This is a genomic window from Enterococcus sp. DIV1279b (genome assembly GCF_050531515.1).
Taxonomy (GTDB): Bacteria; Bacillota; Bacilli; order Lactobacillales; family Enterococcaceae; genus Enterococcus_D; species Enterococcus_D casseliflavus.
Genome location: NZ_CP172891.1, coordinates 3557811 through 3578510, shown reverse-complemented (window position 1 = coordinate 3578510; position 20700 = coordinate 3557811). Strand labels below are relative to the sequence as shown.

17 protein-coding genes are annotated in these 20700 nt (G+C 45.7%); 12 read left to right on the top strand and 5 right to left on the bottom strand.

What is annotated here, in order from left to right; genetic code table 11:
• Positions 1–8: 8 nt before the first annotated feature.
• The 10 genes from def to gor all read left to right on the top strand — a co-directional run bounded on the left by def (position 9) and on the right by gor (position 12607).
• Positions 9–500: a peptide deformylase gene (def, locus tag IGI71_RS16935; protein WP_005230314.1), complete on the top strand. Its 492-nt coding sequence runs from the start codon at positions 9–11 to the stop codon at positions 498–500.
• Positions 493–1446, top strand: a complete 954-nt coding sequence (gene fmt / locus IGI71_RS16930) for a methionyl-tRNA formyltransferase (protein ID WP_430616001.1) — start codon at positions 493–495, stop codon at positions 1444–1446. Before def ends, fmt begins: the two co-directional genes overlap by 8 nt.
• Complete coding sequence (rsmB, locus tag IGI71_RS16925; protein WP_430616000.1) at positions 1436–2794, top strand: 16S rRNA (cytosine(967)-C(5))-methyltransferase RsmB; 1359 nt, start codon at positions 1436–1438, stop codon at positions 2792–2794. Before fmt ends, rsmB begins: the two co-directional genes overlap by 11 nt.
• Positions 2795–2808: 14 nt before the next feature.
• Positions 2809–3549, top strand: a complete 741-nt coding sequence (locus tag IGI71_RS16920) for a Stp1/IreP family PP2C-type Ser/Thr phosphatase (RefSeq protein ID WP_430615999.1) — start codon at positions 2809–2811, stop codon at positions 3547–3549.
• A complete protein-coding gene (gene pknB / locus IGI71_RS16915) occupies positions 3546–5543 on the top strand; it encodes a Stk1 family PASTA domain-containing Ser/Thr kinase (protein WP_430615998.1) in 1998 nt (665 codons plus the stop codon). Before IGI71_RS16920 ends, pknB begins: the two co-directional genes overlap by 4 nt.
• A gap of 225 nt (positions 5544–5768) precedes the next feature.
• On the top strand, positions 5769–6236 hold the full coding sequence (locus tag IGI71_RS16910) for a CtsR family transcriptional regulator (RefSeq protein ID WP_005230319.1): 468 nt from the start codon (positions 5769–5771) through the stop codon (positions 6234–6236).
• Between the two features lie 5 nt (positions 6237–6241).
• Positions 6242–8722: an ATP-dependent Clp protease ATP-binding subunit gene (locus tag IGI71_RS16905; protein ID WP_430615996.1), complete on the top strand. Its 2481-nt coding sequence runs from the start codon at positions 6242–6244 to the stop codon at positions 8720–8722.
• Positions 8723–8991: 269 nt separating this feature from the next.
• Positions 8992–9912 (top strand): peptidase U32 family protein, encoded by a 921-nt coding sequence (locus tag IGI71_RS16900; RefSeq protein ID WP_074934236.1) that lies wholly within the window; start codon positions 8992–8994, stop codon positions 9910–9912.
• A gap of 13 nt (positions 9913–9925) precedes the next feature.
• On the top strand, positions 9926–11167 hold the full coding sequence (locus IGI71_RS16895) for a peptidase U32 family protein (RefSeq protein ID WP_008381725.1): 1242 nt from the start codon (positions 9926–9928) through the stop codon (positions 11165–11167).
• A 93-nt stretch (positions 11168–11260) separates the two neighbouring features.
• Positions 11261–12607: a glutathione-disulfide reductase gene (gor, locus tag IGI71_RS16890; protein WP_156236935.1), complete on the top strand. Its 1347-nt coding sequence runs from the start codon at positions 11261–11263 to the stop codon at positions 12605–12607.
• Between the two features lie 118 nt (positions 12608–12725).
• Here the strand turns inward: gor and IGI71_RS16885 are convergent, their stop codons facing one another.
• Positions 12726–14081, bottom strand: a complete 1356-nt coding sequence (locus IGI71_RS16885) for an aldehyde dehydrogenase family protein (RefSeq protein ID WP_430615995.1) — start codon at positions 14079–14081, stop codon at positions 12726–12728.
• Positions 14082–14292: 211 nt separating this feature from the next.
• Here IGI71_RS16885 and IGI71_RS16880 point away from each other — a divergent pair, with 211 nt between their 5' ends.
• Complete coding sequence (locus tag IGI71_RS16880) at positions 14293–15081, top strand: response regulator transcription factor (RefSeq protein ID WP_074934233.1); 789 nt, start codon at positions 14293–14295, stop codon at positions 15079–15081.
• A 75-nt stretch (positions 15082–15156) separates the two neighbouring features.
• On the opposite strand, the gene IGI71_RS16875 is transcribed toward IGI71_RS16880, so the two are convergent.
• From IGI71_RS16875 to IGI71_RS16860, 4 genes are all read right to left on the bottom strand, one after another.
• Complete coding sequence (locus IGI71_RS16875; protein ID WP_164890366.1) at positions 15157–16143, bottom strand: polyprenyl synthetase family protein; 987 nt, start codon at positions 16141–16143, stop codon at positions 15157–15159.
• An 11-nt stretch (positions 16144–16154) separates the two neighbouring features.
• The gene (locus tag IGI71_RS16870; RefSeq protein WP_005232987.1) at positions 16155–16715 is read right to left on the bottom strand and encodes a Gx transporter family protein; all 561 of its coding nucleotides are present in this window, start codon (positions 16713–16715) and stop codon (positions 16155–16157) included.
• Between the two features lie 10 nt (positions 16716–16725).
• The gene (locus IGI71_RS16865; protein ID WP_010748871.1) at positions 16726–17133 is read right to left on the bottom strand and encodes a NusG domain II-containing protein; all 408 of its coding nucleotides are present in this window, start codon (positions 17131–17133) and stop codon (positions 16726–16728) included.
• A 206-nt stretch (positions 17134–17339) separates the two neighbouring features.
• Positions 17340–19280 carry an NAD(P)/FAD-dependent oxidoreductase gene (locus tag IGI71_RS16860; protein WP_005230327.1) on the bottom strand — a complete coding sequence of 647 codons (1941 nt, stop codon included), beginning with the start codon at positions 19278–19280 and terminating at the stop codon, positions 17340–17342.
• A gap of 270 nt (positions 19281–19550) precedes the next feature.
• Here IGI71_RS16860 and pplA point away from each other — a divergent pair, with 270 nt between their 5' ends.
• The gene (gene pplA / locus IGI71_RS16855; protein WP_016608361.1) at positions 19551–20489 is read left to right on the top strand and encodes an extracellular electron transfer flavoprotein PplA; all 939 of its coding nucleotides are present in this window, start codon (positions 19551–19553) and stop codon (positions 20487–20489) included.
• Positions 20490–20700: the final 211 nt, after the last annotated feature.

Here is a 20700-nt window from a genome sequence, read left to right as displayed (position 1 = left end):
GAGAAAATATGCGTTATCCTATTATTATCACCCCCGATGAACGTCTTCGTCGGCAAGCAAAACCCGTCAAAGTTATTACCGATGAGCTCGTTCAGCTACTAGACGACCTTTATGAAACGATGGTCGCCCACGACGGGATCGGTATTGCCGCACCGCAAGTCGGCAAAAACCTGCAAGTGGCGATCGTGGAAGTCGAAGAAGACGACCGCTTTGAAATGATCAACCCTGAGATCATCGCTTCTTCTGGTGAATCCCTGGATGTGGAAGGCTGCTTGAGTATTCCCCACACCTTTGGGACCGTCAAACGAGCAGACGAGATCACTGTCCGCTATTTCGACCGAGAAGGAGAGGAAATGGAAGTGGAAGCATTCGGCTACTTGGCGCGTGCGATGCAGCATGAGATCGATCATTTAAATGGCGTGCTGTTTGTCGACAAGCTCGTCGAACGCATTCCTGAAGAAGACTTAGAAAAGTATATGGAGGAACATGAAAATGACTAAAATCGTCTTTATGGGTACCCCGGCGTTTTCCGTCCCAATTTTAGAAGGCTTGCTTGAAGCCGGCTATGAAGTGGCAGCAGTCGTGACCCAGCCGGATCGTCCCGTCGGTCGCAAAAAAACCATCACTCCGACCCCCGTCAAAGAAGCGGCGATGAAGCATGGCTTGTTGGTTTTACAACCAGAAAAAATCAGTGGGTCACCAGAAATGGAGCAGATCCAAGCTTTGGCACCTGATCTGCTGATCACGGCAGCTTTCGGCCAATTTTTACCTAGTGCTTTACTAGAAGTACCAAAGCATGGCGCTATCAACGTTCATGCGTCCCTACTGCCGAAATACCGTGGCGGAGCACCTGTGCATTATGCCATCATGGAAGGTGAGCAAGAAACGGGTGTAACCATCATGGAAATGATCAAAAAAATGGATGCTGGCGGTATTTTTGCTCAAGCTCGTTTGCCGATCACGGCCCAAGATGATGTGGGGACGATGTTTGATAAGTTGAGCCGATTAGGCAAAGACTTGCTGCTGGAAACTGTGCCGAAAATCTTGTCGGGAGAGCTGCAGCCTGTCCCGCAAGAAGAAGCAAAAGTCACCTTTTCACCAAATATCAGCCGTGAACAAGAAGCCATCGACTGGCAGAAAACGGCGGTGCAAATCGATGCCCAAGTCCGAGGCATGCGACCATGGCCGATCGCCTTTACGACACAAAATGGCAACCGCTGGAAACTTTGGCAAGTAACACCGCTGGAGCAAACGACGACAGCCCAGCCAGGAACGATCATTGAACGGACGAAAAAAACGTTGCTGATCGCTTGTGGGGAAGGCACGGTATTGGCTATCGATGAATTGCAGCCAGCTGGAAAAGGCCGACAAGACATTGCTGCATTCTTAAACGGCAGTGGACAACAGATTCAAAAAGGGGATCAGGTAGGTACCTATGAAGCGTAATCTTGGAGACATACAATATACAGTGCGCTTTGTGGCACTAGAAGCGTTGTTGCGAATCGAAAAAGGCGGCGCTTATTCCAATCTACTGCTGCGGGAATTGATGAATCAAGGGCGTTTAAATGACAAAGACGGTCGCTTATTGACTGAATTGGTGTACGGCACCATCAGTCGTCAGCTTTTATTGGATTATTATTTGGATCGGTTTATTAAAAATGCCCGCAAAGTCGACCCGTGGGTCAAAACGCTGCTGCGGCTTTCCTTGTATCAGATGCTGTATCTCGATAAAGTACCCGCCCATGCCATCATTCATGAAGCCGTGGATATTGCGAAAGCCAAAGGCAATCCGGGAACTGGAAAATTCGTCAATGGCGTCCTGCGCACGATCCAACGACAAGGAGTGCCAGACTTGGCATTGATCAAAGACCCAATGGAACGTTTAGCAACGGAAATCAGTTTGCCCCTGTGGCTAACGAAGAAACTAGTCAAACAAATTGGGATCGAAGAAACCAGTGAGCTGGGCTATGCCCTATTTGAACCCAATCATGCCAGCGGTCGTATCGATCTGCAGCGCATCTCGCAAGCAGCAGCAATCGAACGGCTACAAGAAGAAGGCATCGACGCACGACCAAGTGAGCTTTCCCCCTATGGGGTTGTGGCTGACAAAGGCTTTATGGCGGGCTCGTCCCTCTACAATGAAGGCTTACTGACGATCCAAGATGAAAGTTCGATGCTGGTTGCCCCCGTTTTACAAGTAGCCCGAGACCATCAAGTACTGGATGCCTGCGCAGCACCAGGAGGCAAAACGACCCATATCGCTGCCTTCTTGTCTGCCGCAGAGGGCGGCAAAGTGACAGCATTGGATATCCATGCCCATAAGGTTAAGCTGATTCAGCAAAATGCCCAACGTTTAGGCGTCGAAGCAGTTGTGGAGACCCACGTGATGGATGCGCGGGAGACGGCTCAAACCTTTGCACCCGAACAATTTGATCGCATCTTAGTGGATGCCCCTTGTTCTGGATTAGGGTTGATGCGCCGTAAGCCGGACATCAAATACAGCAAGACGGAAGCTGATTTCCAACGCTTGCCGCAGATTCAGCGAGAGATTTTGGAAAGTGCCGCCCCAACCCTGAAAAAATCGGGTATAATGGTCTACAGCACATGCACGATTCTAGCGGAAGAAAATCAACAAGTCGTGGCAGCGTTTCTCGCTGACCATCCTGAATTTGAGCAAATGCCTCTTGCGGTAGGACCGCTGGCAGCCGAAGCGGTTCAAGAGGATATGTTGACGATCTATCCGCAAGATTTTATGACAGATGGCTTTTTTATCAGTTGTCTACGCAAAAAGTAACGAGGTGAAAGAAATTGGAGATTCGTTTTCAAACAGATGTCGGCAAACGTCGCAACACAAACCAAGATTTTGCAGCAACCTATGTAAATAAAGCCAATGTGACATTGGCCTTGCTTGCCGATGGCATGGGGGGCCACCGGGCCGGAGATGTCGCTAGCCGTCAAGCAGTCAGTGAGATCGGCACCGCTTGGGAACAGACAGAGCTGACAGACAGTGAAAAAACTGCCCAATGGCTGATCCAAAAAATCCAAGCGGAAAGCCAAGTGATTTTCCAAAAAGGACAAGAACAAGAAGAACTTAGCGGCATGGGCACCACGATCATTGCTGTGGCCTTATTAGGCGACCAGTTTACGATCGCCAATGTCGGGGACAGCCGTGCCTATCTTTTACGCAATCAAGTGCTGACCCAAATCACAGACGACCATTCACTGGTCAATGAATTGGTGAAATCAGGACAAATCACAGCAGAAATGGCCTTGAATCATCCTCGCAAAAACGTTTTGACCCGCTCGATCGGCATGCCAAGCGAAGTCGAAGTCGATGTGGCGATCCACTTTATTGCAGACGGGGATTATTTGCTGCTGTGTTCAGACGGATTGACCAACATGGTCTCAGATGAAGAGATCACAGCAACGATCCAAGAAACCCCTGAGCTGGAAGAAGCAGTGCAATCATTGATCGATCAAGCCAACGAACGCGGCGGTGTCGACAATATCACGGTATTATTGATTAAAGTTGGAGGAGAGCGCCCATGATCGAAATTGGGAAGAAGATAAACGGCCGATACAAAATCATCGGCAATATCGGCAGCGGCGGAATGGCAAATGTGTTTTTGGCGCATGACTTGATCTTAGACCGTGAAGTGGCAATCAAAGTGCTTCGTTTTGACTTCCAAAACGACCAAAGTGCGATTCGGCGCTTTCAACGAGAAGCCTTGGCGGCGACTGAGCTGGTTCATCCAAACATCGTAACCGTTTATGATGTCGGCGAAGAAGACGGCATGCAGTTTTTGGTGATGGAATATGTCAAAGGGATGGATCTCAAGCGCTATATCCAAACGCACTATCCCGTACCTTATTTGCAGATCGTTGATATCATCCAACAAATTTTATCAGCGGTGGCATTGGCCCATCAGCACCGCATCATTCACCGGGACCTAAAGCCCCAGAATGTGCTGATCAATGAAGACGGTGTGGTGAAAATCACCGATTTTGGGATCGCGATCGCCTTATCAGAAACATCGATCACCCAAACCAACTCGATGCTAGGCTCGGTGCATTATCTTTCACCAGAACAAGCACGAGGCAGTATGGCCACCAATCAATCAGATATTTATGCGATCGGGATCATTCTCTATGAAATTTTAACCGGCAAAGTACCCTTTGATGGCGAATCAGCCGTAACGATCGCCTTGAAACACTTCCAAGATGAGATCCCTTCGATTCGGATCTATGACAAAAATGTTCCGCAATCGCTGGAAAACGTCGTATTGAAGGCGACCGCCAAAGAACCGGCGGATCGGTACAAAACTGCCGATGAAATGCGAGCGGACCTTGATACCGTGTTGTCTCCTGACCGACTCAATGAACCGAGATGGGAACCTCATGCCCTGATGGATGAAACGAGAGTGCTGACTCCAGTGGAAGCAGCCCAAGTCGAAACGCCGCCAGTGGAGGAACCCGTAGAAGATAAGGTTGCGGATCAAGCCGAAGAACCAGCGAAACCGAAAAAGAAAAAACGCAAACGCTGGCTGCTGCTGCCAATCATTATGGTGATCGCACTGTTAGGGATAGGCAGTTACTTCCTATTCGGCGGTGGTCGAGGAGATGTGGCAATTCCTGAAGTCAGTGGTCAGACGGAAGCAGCTGCCCGTGCCGAGCTAGAAGCCGCCGGTTTGCAAGTAGCAGACGAGGTGGAAGAAATCGAAGATGATGAAGTCGAAGCAGGCAATGTCGTCAAGACCGATCCGCCAGAAGGCAATGAAGTCAAAAAGAATTCCGTCGTGACTCTTTATATCAGCAGCGGAACGAAGAAAATCACCCTTGATGACTATGAAGGTCGTTCCTTTGATGATGTCAAAAAAGAGTTGATCGATTTGGGCTTTGATGAAGACAGAATCAAAGAAGAGTTAGAGTCGTCAGATGATGTCGACGAAGGAGATATTATCAGTCAATCACCAGCCGCTGGGCGAGAAGTTTCCCCAGCAGAAGACGAAATCACCTTTAAGGTCAGCTCCGGACCCGATAGCTTCGCAATGGACAACTATTATGGCATGACAGAGGCAGATGCACGAGCAGCATTGACTTCTCGTGGGGTAAGCCTTTCACAAATCAATGTCACTTACGAATCCAGTAGCCAACCGGAAGGTACGATCATTGGTCAAGCACCAGCGAGTGGCGAGTCCGTTGTGACTTCCAGAACCATCATTACATTAACTGTCAGCAGCGGTCAGCAAATGGTCAATGTACCAAGAATCGTTGGCAAAAGCCAAGCCGATGCAGAAGCAGATTTGAATGAAGCAGGATTGCAGTATACGATAGAACAAGAATCCGATTATAACGACTCTGTGCCTGCTGGAGAAGTAGTGCGCGTTACGCCGGGAGCAGGTACCTCTGTAGCAGTAGGAAGTTCTGTTACCGTGACGGTTTCCAGAGGTCCTCGACCACAGGATTCTTCTTCGTCAAGCAGCTCATCCTCCTCAAGCAGCAGCTCGTCAACGAGTGAAAGTAGTTCAGAAAGTACGCAATAAGACGAATGTTTATGTTAGAAGAACAAGCAGCCTACGGGGACCAAAGAATTTTCTTTTTGTTCCCCGACTAGCTGCTTGTTTCTTTTTGTAGCTAAAAAAGCTGAAGCGAGAGATAAGTGTCTTTAAAATTTCCTTTAGACCTTCCTTTTGTGCAAGCGTACATCTTTCCAAGGATTCAAAAATTGGGTATAATGAAGGTCAGAATTAGTCAAGGGAGGGAATGAATTGAGTCATCACAACACTTCCGATTTGATTGAAGCATATTTGAAGAAAATTCTTGAAGACAGTGAAACCATTGAGATTCGTCGCGCAGAAATGGCAAATTTGTTCAACTGCGTGCCCTCACAAATAAACTATGTGATCAATACCCGCTTTACCGTTCAAAGAGGCTATGCGGTTGAAAGTAAACGCGGCGGGGGCGGCTATATTCGGATCGAGAAAGTCAAAATTACTGACAGCCACCACTACTTAAAAGAAATGAATCAATTATTCGATGAAACCATCTCGGAAAAAGATGCGTATGCAATAATCCAGAAACTTTATGAGGAAGGAATCCTGTCCAAGCGAGAAGGTAACTTATTATTGACCGTCATCGCGAAAGCAGTTCTAGGACGTTCTCCTTATGAAAATAGAACACGAGCTGATTTGCTCCATGCAATTCTAGAACGATTAAGTTACGAAGACAGGAAGTGAAAGAGATGGATGAATTATTCACCCAACGCGCGAAAGCCGTTTTGGCTATCGCCCAAGAAGAAGCAAAATACTTTAAGCACCAAGCGGTAGGTTCTGAACACATTCTATTGGCACTGGTCATTGAACAAAACGGGATCGCCGGCAAAACCTTGCGGGAAATGAATATCACAGAAAACGATATTCGTGAAGAAATCGAACATTTAACAGGGTATGGCACTGTTCGTCAATACCCAGAAAACGCCTATCTCGCGTATTCACCACGAGCAAAACATACATTTGCTTATGCAGGGGATGAAGCCAAGCGTTTAGGGGCACCACAAATCGGTACCGAACATCTATTATTAGGCTTATTAAGAAATGAAGACATTTTGGCTTCACGAATCATGCTGAATCTCGGCTTGAGCCTCGCGAAAATGCGTCAGCTTTTGAAGAAAAAAATGGGCTTCAATGAAAGCAAAACCAATGGAAGTGCTGGTCGTCGTCGTCCAGCCCAAGCCAAAGCGCAGCAAGGAACACCAACCTTGGATTCCTTAGCTCGTGATTTGACCAAATTAGCCCGTGAAAAACGGTTGGATCCTGTTGTCGGTCGTGCCAAAGAAGTCAAACGGCTGATCCAGATCCTTAGCCGTCGGACCAAAAACAACCCTGTTCTCGTTGGGGAACCTGGTGTTGGGAAAACCGCAATCGCCGAAGGCTTAGCCCAAAAAATCATCAATGGGGAAGTCCCAGAAGACATGCAAAACAAACGCTTGATGATGCTGGACATGGGGGCTTTAGTTGCTGGAACGAAATACCGTGGGGAATTTGAGGACCGAATGAAAAAAATCATCGATGAGATCTATCAAGATGGTCAAATCATCTTATTCATTGATGAATTGCATACACTGATTGGGGCCGGCGGAGCCGAAGGGGCGATTGATGCCTCTAATATTCTGAAACCAGCCTTAGCCCGTGGAGAATTGCAAACCATCGGTGCCACAACGCTAGATGAGTACCAAAAATACATTGAAAAAGATTCTGCGTTAGAACGCCGTTTTGCTCGGGTGCAAGTCGACGAACCAACACCAGAAGAAGCGGAAGAAATTTTACGAGGCTTGCGTCCTCGTTATGAAGAACATCATGGGGTGGAAATTTCTGATGATGCGTTACACGCCGCTGTGCAATTGTCCGTACGCTACATCAATTCGCGCCAATTACCAGATAAAGCCATCGATTTGATGGATGAATCAGCAGCTAAAGTGCGTCTAGACAAAACCGATGAAAGTTCGGAATTGGCAGATCTACAAAACGAGATCGCTAACTTGATCGAAGAAAAAGAAGCAGCCATTCGCCAGCAAGATTTTGAAGCAGCAGCTCGTCTGCGAATCAAGGAAAAGAAATTGACCCAACAACTGACGGAAGTGGCGTTTATGGAAGTCAAAGAAGCGTCAGGCTATGCCGATAGTGTTACTGCAGAAGATGTTGCCACGGTCGTTTCCCAATGGACTGGTGTACCTTTGCAACAGATGGAGAAAAAAGAAAGCGAACGCTTGTTGGATCTTGAAAAGATCTTGCATCAACGGGTAGTTGGCCAAGAAGAAGCGGTCAAAGCAGTCGCTCGTTCGATCCGTCGTGCCCGCAGTGGGTTGAAAGACCCCAACCGCCCAATTGGTTCCTTCATGTTCTTAGGCCCGACCGGTGTCGGGAAAACCGAGCTTGCCAAAGCCTTAGCAGAAGCGATGTTTGGTAGTGAAGATGCCTTGGTTCGTGTCGATATGTCCGAATTTATGGAAAAATACAGCACGAGCCGTTTGATCGGTTCACCGCCAGGCTATGTCGGCTATGACGAAGGTGGGCAATTGACGGAAAAAATCCGTTCAAAACCTTACTCCGTCATCTTATTGGACGAGGTGGAAAAAGCCCATCCCGATGTCTTCAATATCCTCTTGCAAGTGCTAGATGATGGACATTTGACGGATGCCAAAGGTCGGAAGGTCGATTTCCGCAACACGATTTTGATCATGACTTCTAATATCGGTGCCCAACAAATCCGCGAAGAAAAAAGCGTTGGATTCAATGTCACTGATTTAACGAAAGATCACCAAGCGATGCAAAAACGGATCTTAGAAGAGCTGAAAAAAGCCTTCCGTCCAGAGTTCTTGAACCGTGTGGATGAAACAGTGGTCTTCCAATCCTTAGGTGAAGGGGAGATCCACGAAATCGTGAAGATTATGAGCAAAGCGATCATCAAACGGTTAAGCAACCAAGACATCCAATTGAAGATCACGCCATCTGCCATCGATGTGATCGGTAAAGCTGGTTTTGATCCAGAATATGGGGCACGGCCGATTCGTCGAGCATTGCAAAAAGAAGTCGAAGACCGTTTAAGTGAAGCACTCCTATCAGGACAAATTCATTTAGGTGACAAAGTGACGATTGGTGCTTCCAAAGGATCGATCACTCTCAATGTCAAAGAGGGACAAGCACGTGTCTTGCAACAAGTTTAAGTCGAGCCAATAACGGCAGCGGCGTTTCTATGGTCGAGCAATCGGCATCCATAGAAACGTCGCTTTTTTGTCTTGCTATGTCTAGTAGTGATCAAGTGATCTCTATTAATTATGATTGATGATTCACAAAAAAATATCCTTCTAAATAGCTTTATGACAACGGTTGATTAACGGAAAAAGCGATATTCGTGAAAAAAAGAGTAACGAGACCTCTTGGAAAGAATCCTTCTGTGTGATACTATGAATGAGTTGAAAAAAGGAGGAGTATTATGGTTGAGATTATCGCCACGGTGGAATCGATCGAGCAAGCACAGCAGCTCATCCCTTATGTTGATACATTGTTTTTTGGAGAAGAGACATTCGGGCTGCGCCTACCGGCCTCTTTTTCTCGTGAAGAGCAAATCAGACTGATCGACATGGCCCACGAAGCTGGAAAGAAAGTGACGATCGCAGTCAATGGCATCATGCATCCAGAAAAAATGAAGCGGATTCCAGAATACCTAGCATTTCTGAAGACCAATCAAGCCGATCAAATCGCTCTCGGAGATCCTGGGATCATTTACCGCATGAAGCAAAATCCAGAATGTGCCGTGCCATTTATTTATGCAGGGGAAACCTTAGTAACGAGCGCTCGTCAAATCAATTTTTGGGGACAAAAAGGAGCAAAGGCAGCCGTTTTAGCGCGAGAAGTTCCTTTCGAGGAAATGAAAATCATGGCACCACAACTAAATATTCCTGTGGAAGTATTGGTTTATGGTGCTACCTGCATTCACCAATCGAAGCGTCCGCTTTTACAAAATTATTATAACTATACCCAACAATCGGAAGAAAAGAACCACGACCGTGGGTTGTTTTTATCTGAACCGAAAAAAGAAGAAACTCACTATTCCATTTATGAAGATAGCCACGGCACGCACATTTTTGCCAATAACGACATCAATCTGATGCTGCAGCTGGGGGAATTAGCCGCAACAGGCTTTCAAACCTGGAAGCTGGACGGAATCTATACACGAGGGGCTGCCTTTGTGGCAATTGCTAAGCTGTTTGCCCAAGCCAAGAGCCTTGTGGAAAGTGGGAAGTGGCAAGCAGAGCAAGCAACTGTGCTCAGTGAACAAGTTGCCCAACTTCATCCAGCAGAACGTGGGTTGGACACTGGATTTTATGCCATCGATCCTGACGATATCAAGTAAGGAGCAAGAACAAATGACCGTTAAACAAGCATTGAAACGACCAGAAGTGTTAGCACCAGCTGGTACGTTAGAAAAATTAAAAACAGCGATCCACTATGGCGCTGACGCTGTCTATATCGGCGGCAATGCCTATGGTCTACGGAGTCGCGCGGGAAACTTTACCTATGAAGAAATGGCGGAAGGGGTGGCTTTTGCCAAAGCCCACAACGCAAAAGTCTATGTAGCAGCCAACATGGTGACCCATGAGGGCAATCAAGAAGGTGCAGGGGAATTCTTTCGGGAATTGCGAGATGTCGGTATTTCGGCAGTGATCGTTTCTGATCCCGCTTTGATCCAGATCTGCGCAACAGAAGCGCCAGGTCTACCGATCCATTTGTCCACCCAAGCTAGTGCCACGAACTATGAAACATTGGAATTTTGGCGGGAAGAAGGTCTAGAACGGGTCGTTCTCGCCCGAGAAGTGTCCATGGAGGAAGTCGCTGAGATCCGCAAAAATACTAGCGTGGAGATCGAAGCCTTTATTCATGGCGCCATGTGTATTTCTTATTCTGGCCGTTGTACTTTGTCCAATCATATGTCGATGCGAGACGCCAATCGCGGCGGCTGTTCGCAATCTTGCCGCTGGAAATATGATCTGTTTGACATGCCCTTTGCAACGGAACGAAACAGTTTGACTAAAAACGGGACAGTGGAAGAAGAGTTTTCCATGAGTGCTGTGGATATGTCGATGATCGAACATATCCCGGATTTGATTGAAAACGGCGTGGATAGTTTCAAAATCGAAGGCCGCATGAAATCGATCCACTATGTTTCAACCGTGGCGAACGTTTATAAAGCAGCCGTGGACAGTTACATGGCCGATCCAGAGAACTATGTCTGCAAACAAGAATGGATCGATGAACTGTGGAAAGTTGCGCAGCGAGAGCTTGCGTCAGGCTTTTACTACGATACCCCAAGTGAAAATGAGCAGTTGTTTGGTCCGCGTCGGAAAATTCCGCAATACAAATTTATTGGGGAAGTCATGGCGTATGATCCGGCAACAAAAACAGCTACGATTCGGCAACGGAACCACTTTTCCGTTGGCGATGAAATCGAATTTTACGGTCCCGGATTCCATCACTTTCACCAAACCGTCGAAGTCATGTATAATGAAGACGGTGAATCCATCGATCGTGCACCAAATCCTATGATGCTGTTGACGATGCCGGTCAAAGAACCGGTGGAAGTCGGAGACATGATTCGGAAGAAAAAATAAGGTCGAGAGTTTCTCTCGGCTTTTTTTGTTGAATCAATCCAGCCAAAAAGGATCGATGAGAACATAGACAATTTTAAGGAGGAAACAACAAATATGGAAACATACGACTACATAGTAATTGGTGGCGGCAGTGGCGGAATCGCCTCAGCCAATCGGGCAGGGATGCACGGCGCCAAAGTATTATTGATCGAAGGCAATGAATTAGGCGGCACCTGTGTCAATGTCGGTTGTGTACCGAAAAAAGTCATGTGGCAAGCCAGTGAGATGTTAGAAATGATCAAACGGGACGCAACTAGCTACGGCATTTATCCACATGTGGATAAATTTAATTTTACTGAGCTTGTGGATAACCGTGAAAAATACATTGATTTTTTACACACAGCCTATCAAAAAGGCTTAGACAGTAACAATATAGAAGTTATCCACGGTTATGCACAGTTTGTGGATAACCACACGGTTACCGTCAATGGGGAAAACTACCATGCAGCAAACATTTTGATTGCCACCGGTGGAAAACCTAGCGCGATGAATATTCCCGGCGGTGAGTACGCCATTGACTCGAATGGTTTTTTTGCGTTGCGAGAAGCACCAAAGCGTATGGTCGTCTTAGGGGCAGGCTACATCGCAGCCGAAATCAGCGGTGTCAGCCAACAGCTGGGCAGCCAAGTGGCTTGGGCGTACCGCAAAGAGCGGCCATTACGAACCTTTGACAAGATGCTTGCGGATAATCTCGTGGAGATGTACCAAGAATCAGGAATCGAAACTTATGCAGGCTACGTTGCCTCTCGTATCATTAAAGAAGGTGACGAGTATCTCGTTCACTTTGAAAATGGCGAAACCTTGACCGGCGATTGCGTCCTTTTTGCTGGTGGTCGCGTGCCGAACACGGATAAGTTAGGTCTGGAAAACACCGATGTCCAATTGGATGAAAAAGGGTTTATCATTGTGGACAAATATCAAAATACCACAGCTGACTCGATTTTTGCGGTGGGCGATGTCATCGGAAAATTGGATTTGACCCCGGTTGCGATCGCCGCCGGTCGTCGCTTGTCTGAACGCTTGTTCAACGGTCAAAGCGATGCGTACTTGGATTATCACTTAGTACCGACGGTCATCTTTACTCATCCACCGATTGCCACGATTGGTTTATCCGAAGAAGCAGCCTTGGCAAAATACGGCCAAGAGCAGATAAAGGTGTATCGCTCGCGCTTTACACCGATGTACTTTGCTTTAAATGAGTATCGCCAAAAATGTGAGATGAAATTGGTGTGCTTAGGAAAAGAAGAAAAAATCATCGGTCTGCACGGCATCGGGATCGGTGTCGATGAAATGCTGCAAGGCTTCGCTGTAGCCATCAAAATGGGTGCTACAAAAGCAGACTTTGATCAAACCGTTGCCATTCATCCGACGGGGTCAGAAGAATTTGTGACGATGCGTTAACTAGTAAATAGAAGAAAAAACGAGCAGGGAAAAACGAATGGATCGTTCTTCCCTGCTCGTTTTTATGAAAGGAAGGGGCTGTATTGTTCAGCCGCTTATCTTGAAGCACCTAGGTTCTTTATTTTTCGACATCGTAAGCGATGTAGTGAGTGTTTAAAAGCTGTGCGACATGGATATTTTCTGAAGTACTGCCGCCTCCATGGGACCCGCAACCTAGAGTCAAGGAAGGATTTAAGTTCGTGGTGCCTCCAATGGCTCCTAAAGCTGCTTGGGTATTGACTAAGATTCGGGCAGAAGGGATCGCCAGCCCAAATTCACGAACAAAGGTATCGTCTTTGGTATGAACGACAGCGGTGTGTCCAGCACCTTGGATCTTTAGCAACTCTTGGCAAAAACGAATGCCTTCCTCGGCATCAGCCACGGTATAAAACGCGAGGATCGGCGAAAGTTTCTCCCGCGCATAGGGATTGTCTTTAGCGATGACCGTCTGTTCCGAAACGAGGATTTTCGTATCACTTGGGACCGACAGACCGCTCATTTCGGCAATTTTAACTGCTGGCTGACCGATGATCCGGGGATTCAGACCGCCCTCAGCCGTGGTGATAAAATCAGCCAGCCTTTCAGACTCTTCTTGATTCAAAAAGTAGCCGTGATTTGCTTTCAATTCAGAGATCACTGTATCTTTGATCGATTGCTCAACGACTAATGCCTGTTCAGAGGCGCAGATCGTCCCATAATCGAAGGTTTTGCTACGGATGATCTGATCAACGGCTTTCGCGATATCTGCAGATTTTTCTAGCAGTGCAGGGGTATTACCAGGGCCGACACCGATTGCTGGATTGCCGGAAGAATATGCGATTCGAACCATCGCTTTACCACCAGTAGCCAAGATTAGATCGGTATCGGGATGTACCATCAATTTTTGGGTATCCTCAATTGTCGGTTCTTCTAGTAATTGAACCAAATCGATCGGCAATCCGCATGCTTGCAGCACCTCTTTAAAGAGGGACACGGTCTCCTTGATTGCCTGCAGCGCTCGGGGGTGAGGGGACAAGATGATTGCATTTTTCGTTTTCAATGCCAAAAGTACTTTGAAAATCGTGGTGGATGTAGGATTGGTGGAGGGGATCAAAGCAACTAAGACCCCCAATGGCGCAACGATTTTTAGCATCTTTTTCTCAGGAATTTCTTCTACGATTCCAACCGTCGGCATATCTTTGATACTGTTATATAATATTTCACTAGCAAATAAATTTTTGATGTTTTTATCTTCTGCGTTTCCAAAGCCGGTTTCTTTCTGTGCCAATTTTGCTAAGTGCATCGAGTGGCTGGTCAGTTTCTCTGCAGCTTTTCCCACCACGTAATCAACCGTTTCTTGCGAGGCAGTACGATAAAGTTCTTGGGCGTCTGACGCTTGTTTCATTAAGGAATCAACCAGTGTTAAGGGACTGTGCATCTTTGTCTCTGTCATCATATCAATCATCCTCCTTGTTTTTTATACTTTAATTATATGCGAAAGTAAGCGTTTTCTTTAGGAGGGTTCTATGCTGTTTCAGGACAATTTTATCCAAGATTGTTATATTTTTAACATGTGTTGTTATTGTTCATAAAAAGCAATAAACTTAATGATAAATGATTAAACATGGTATAATTTGAAAAAGAGAACACGGAAAGGAGCTGCTTTCATGTGCTACATTTTAGTTTCCACCCCAGATGAAAAGGAACGAAATCAGATAAAACAAGTGGTCAGAAAAGATTTTTTTAACGCCACGCTCTTGCAAGATGCTTGGACAATGGCTGAAACGGTAGCGATCGCTGGGAAAGTACACGTTGATATCCTCATCTTGTCAATCTCTAATGAGGCCGAAGATCCTTTTTATTGGACAGCCGAAGTCATGAAAAAACAGCCGAACATCAAACTGATTTTGATTGATGAGACGAAGAACTTCGACAATCTTCATCGCTCACTGCGCTGCGGAGCCATCGATTACTTAGTGCGGCCTTTAAGCAAGCAAGAGCTTCAGCACAGTATCCACCGTAGTATTCTCTCGTTGAATCAAATTTCCCTATTGCACTATTCCACGTCAGCGATCACTGATAATATTGCTGAACAAGTCAATCAGATCATTGAATACATCCATCTCAACTATCAAGAGCCGATCACCTTAGATGTCCTTGCTGCTTTCAGCCACATGCATCGCAACTATATCAGCCGGATTTTTAAAGAAGCCACTGGGATGACTTTTACTAAATATTTGACGTTTTATCGAATAGAACAAAGCAAAAAGCTGCTGGTTACTACGGAGGATTCCATTGCTGCTATCGCTGAACAAGTGGGGTATGATGATGCGGGTTATTACGCCCGGATCTTCAAACGTGAAACCAGCTATACACCAAACCAATACCGCAAAACCTTTACCTCTTCCTATGTTGCTGCAGATTTAGTGTTTGCCCAAAGAGAAATGAGTTCATGAGGGATTCCCTTGCTCAACTAAAAAAGCATGATCGCTTTTGTCTGCGACCATGCTTTTTGGTGTTCGTTCATTAGATCAATTGCTTCGCCCTAGGATCTGAGCAGTGATCTGGTAAAGATACGTTTTGGTTTCATCTTTGGTCTCAGGTAATTTCTGGATCGCCTGCAAAGCTTTTTTCGTATAGTCGGCTGCGAGTTTCTTGGCTTCCTCGATCCCAGCACTTTCTTGGACGATCCGATAGACTTCGTGGGTGTCGGTGTCCGTCATGGCGTCTTGTTTTTCCAGCAATGGGAGCAGCTGTTGGCGGTCACTTTTCAGTGCCATCAACAGCGGCAGGGAATAGACGCCTTGCCGAACATCTTCCAATACTGGTTTTCCTAAAGCAGCCGCATCTTGGCTGTAATCTAAGACGTCATCCATGATTTGAAAGGCAAGGCCAATGGCTTCACCGATCTCACGGGCTTGATTGGCAAAGCGCAAGGAGGTGCCGCTTTCGTAAGCCCCGATGAAGCAGCTTAAAGCAAACAACTCAGCGGTTTTGCCGCGAATGTTTTCTAAGTAATCCTCGACAGTGACGGACAAATCGTATCGTTTGCTCATTTGTCCTAATTCGCCGGCCAGGATTTTTTCCATACTACGGGAATTCATCTGCAAGCTTTTCATGGAGCTGGCATAATCCGCCATCAATTTAAAGCAGCAGACGAAGAGGTAATCACCAGCATAGACAGCGACATCGTTGCCAAATTCGGAACGAATGGTCGGCAGCTTGCGGCGGGTGTCCGCATGATCGACGATATCGTCGTGGATCAACGAGGCAGTGTGGAGCATTTCGATCGAGGCCGCCAATGCGACGGCTTTTTCACGATCTTTGTCGCTGCCATAAGCAGAAAAGAGCAGCTGATAAGCAGGACGCAGCAGTTTCCCACCTGAATGGATCATGGACAGGATCGCTTGTTCGACCTCTTTGTTTTTTAGTTTTAATGATTTTTCCATCAATTGCAAGGAGGCAGATAAGTCAGCTTGCAGTGCTGGATACTCTTGCCACATGGAATGAAGTTTCATAATTAACTCCTTTATTCTGAATCCGAGCGCCATTTGACTTTGGTCTGGCGTTCATAATCAATTTGAAAACGGCGCAGTGTTTCGACACGGCGCAGCAAGTAGTTGGCGGCGATCCCGATAGCGATCCCGGACAAGATCCCAAAGAAAGACAGGACCGGCAAGTAGAGCATCACGCTCCAAGATTGAGCGATCCATGAGGCAGTGATCAACTGTCCGACGTTGTGTAAGAACCCGCCGGCCGCACTAATGCCGATGATACTGACACGCTTAGGCCCCAACTGTTTCACCAAAGACATCCCAAAGTAGCTCAATAAGGAACCGCTCATACTATATAAGAAGGTCGAAACCGTTCCTCCTAGTAACGTCGTTAAGATCAGTCTTAGCCAAATCAAGAGAAAGCTGTCTTTTTTTGGCATGGTGAACAAAGCAATAATGGTAATTAAATTTGCCAAACCTAGTTTCGCACCAGGCGCAAAGGCAAATGGATAAGGGATCATATTTTCAACTAAACCAATCACGACCCCTTGGGCGACCAGCAGTGAGATGAAAATTATTCGTTGTAATCGACTCATAAGCAAACGATCAATAGATTAGATCGTCGGTCTCACTCCCATCTGCGGCTTGGATTTCGATCACCAATTTATGAGGCAGACAGACGATGGTTTCCCCATTTTTACTGGCCCAGCCACGGCGGACACAAATCTGGTCGCCGCAATCGGCTTCCTTGATTCGGATCCGATCCCCTTCGATCTCCAGTAAATTGGTATCGCCATCTTCATCTTCATAAAGATAGGTGTACGTTTTTTGACCTTCAACTAAGTCAAAACGCTTGATTTCTGTCCCATCGACCCGCAAGACGGCTTCTTTGTCCGCTGTTTGCGTCTGGCCAAAAATAAAAATCGGTAAAAAAGAGCTGAGGATCAAAACAAGTATGATGACGCCATCCCATGGTTTTAAATGGGCATCGCGGATAAATTCTTTTAATTTCATCAAAAAAGACTCCTGTTCTTTCATGTGATGTGTCTCATTCTAGCATAAGAAGACAAGATTCTACTAGCTGAATCCTCAATAATCCACCGATTTCTGTGCAAGGACGATCAAGAAAAAGTTCTGTACTTGGAAAGAGACCAAGACACTGATTGAAAATCAGAATGTCTTAGTCTCATGAAGTCGTACAGGTATTCTATTTTGCTGGCTTATTTATTGCCATATAAGGAGCGAGGGGTACCGTACCACCATTTTCCAAGGGTACGTTGCAACCATGGAATTACCCAACGGTCTAAACCGACTGCGCGTCCTGAACCGTTCATCAAGGCAAATGCAACTGGAATGAACCAGATGTTTACCCAGTAGAACATACCAGACATACAGAAAGTCAACACTAAAACGATAGTCGTTGCGTTTACTAACCAAGTGAAGAGACCAGCCATCAATGCAAGAGCTAAAGCAATTTCAAAGAAGACCATGAATTTTTGGAAGAACATTGCAACGTCGTTGTTTGGCATGATAAATTGCATAACTTTTGTGAACCAGTCAGGTGATTTTTCAATCACGATCATTGGTTGCTCACCGTAGGCATAGCTCAAACCGAAGTGTGCGGCTTGTGTCGCTGCATCGGCTGCTTCACCGGCACCACTAGCGGCACTTGCTGCATCGGCTGCTTCACTAGCACCACTTGCTGCATCAGCGACTGTTTGGTATTCCCAAGTCCAAGGGAAAACGCTGTTGCCTTGGAACCAAGAACCTTCACCGAACCAAGTACCAGGTTTGAAGACTTCCCCATTCGTACCCAAAATTTTCTTGAAGGCTTCAACGAACCAGACAAGACCATAGAAAATACGAAGCGGAACACTCCACAAGACGTTTCCGTAACGAGACGTATGACCACGAGCGACTGTCCGGTCATCTTTGATGTGGAAGATTTCATGCATCAAGTATTGGAACATGTAGTAACCAGAACGAATATCAAAGAAGTATTTCAAGTTAACGATATGTTTCATAATGATCGCTAAGAAACCGCTCAGGTGAATCTTATTGAATAAGTTCGCCACGCCCCATTTGGCACCGATGGAAACCATAAATCCTTGGTAGTTTCCTTTGAATTTATGTTTTTCGCCGCCTTTGATGGCTGAAACGATGTTCGTTGCTGCAGTGTGCCCAGTTTGTTCAGCTGCTTGCACGATTTGTGGTGTTGGTGTGTTCGGGAATTCTTCGAAGTAAACCAAGTCACCAATAATATAGATGTTTTTGTCTTCGTAGCCTTTTGCTTCCATGTACTCATTGGCAACTAGACGGAAACCACGAGCGGTTTCTAAACCGAAATCAGCAGCATCGCTAGTTCCTTTGACGCCGGCAGTCCAGATTAATGTGTGGGTTGGGATCGTTGAACCATCTTTTAGTTTGATGTGGTCAGGTGCAACTTCAACGATTGGTGCATTCAAGACAAGATCAACATTGTTTTTCTTCAAGTAACGTTCTGCTTTGGCTGCATCGTTACGATCAAGCATGTTTAAGATCGTTGGCATTGCTTCAACGACTTTCAAGCTGATTTCACTTGGGTCCAATTTATAATCGGAAGCTAAACGATCTTTCCAATCGATCAGTTCACCGATCATTTCGATCCCAGTAAATCCAGAACCACAAACGACAAACGTCAACATTGCTTTACGTAATGCTGCATCTGGTTCGATCGCTGCTTTTGCGACAGTTTTTTCAATGTGTTCGCGAATGCGGACAGCATCGTCAAATGACCATAGAGTAAAGCCATTTTCTTTGACACCAGGTGTACCGAAGTCATTCGGTTCGCCACCCATCCCTAAGATCAAGTAGTCAAATGAATAGCTGCCTAATTTTGTTTGGACGGTTTTATTTTCTTTATCGATCCCAGTTACTGTATCGGTTACTAAACGAACATTTTTCTTGCGTGAGAACAAGCGCTGCAAGTCATATTGAATTGCGGTAGGTTCTACACGTCCTCCAGCGACTTCATGCAGTTCAGTCATCATCGTATGATAAGAGTGACGGTCGATCAATGTTATCTCAACATCATTGTCTTTTTTCAATTTCTTTGCCATGTACTTCGTAGCAGAAACGCCTGCATAACCGGCACCGACAACGACAATGTTTTTCTTTGCCATTGCAAATCTCTCCTTAATAAAAATAATCTATGATAATAATTACACAATCGTTCCTATTATATAGACAAATGGTTCATTTGTCTAACGATTCTGATGAAAAAAACGCATATTTCCTGAAATTCGTGAAAACTTGCGAAAATCAAAAAATAAGTCATTTTTTATTGAAAAAGCGGAAAGGAAGCGGTTGACATCTCGTAAATTTACTTTACAATGTTAGATGTATCACAAACTTTTTTGTGGGGAAAATAAACAAGTAAAAGGTGGATAATTATGAAAGCAAAGAAATTGATTGTAGGTATGGCGGTATTTTCATTCGCAGCATTATTGTTAGGGGGATGCGGAGCAGACGACAACAATACAGGTTCTTCGTCAACTAGTGAAAGTACATCACAAACTTCTGCAAGCGATTCTGCAACTACAGAAAGCTCAGAAGCAACCGTCGTTGCAGGCGAGCCAATGCAAGATGGTACGTATCGTTTAGAAGAAAAGAACTATAAAAACGACTACCGTGTCACATTTGAGATCACAGTCAAAGACGGCAAAATCGTTGAATCAAAATATGACAACGTCAATGCGGATGGCGAATCAAAAACAGAAAACACGGAATACAATGAAACAATGAAAGAAAAAGCAGGCATCAGCCCAGAAGAATTTATTCCTAAATTCAATGAAGAGTTAGTTGCCGCACAAAGCCCTTCTTCAATCGAAGTAGTTTCTGGCGCGACTCATTCCTTTGATTCCTTCCAAAACTATGCACAACAATTGATTCAAGCGGCGCAAGCAGGCAACACGGAAACCATTGAAATCGACAATGGTGCAGACTTGAAAGACGGAACCTATACATTAGAAGAAAAGAACTACTCAAACGGTTACCGCGTAGTCTTCTCAATGACTGTAGCTGACGGCAAAATCTCTGAATCAAACTACGACTACCTAAACGAAGCAGGCGAGTCGAAAAAAGATGATGCATCATACAACGAAAACATGGAAGCAAAATCTGGTACAAGTCCAGAAGAGTTTATTCCAAACTTCAATGAAGCCTTTGTTTCTGCAGTCAATGCCGAAGACGGCTCTGTGGCAGACATGGATGTTGTTTCAGGGGCAACCCACAGCTTCCACAGCTTTGTTATCTATGCACAACAATTGTTGAATGCCGCTGAAAAAGGCGACCAAACAACAATCGAAGTGGATAACTTCGTTACTGAATAATCACAACTTCTTTCCATGAAGAGGACAGCATTCGTTTTGAGTGCTGTCTTTTTTTCGTGGGCAACAGGGTCAAAAAAGCAAGTTCGTGCAAAAGGAAGCAATCTGGTGGGAAGGTTTTTTTAAAAAAGAACTGTTTTTTACAAAGAAAAAAAGGTTCGATTAAGGATTCCTAAAATACGTTGAGGAATCACGGAATGCCCCTTTTCATTCT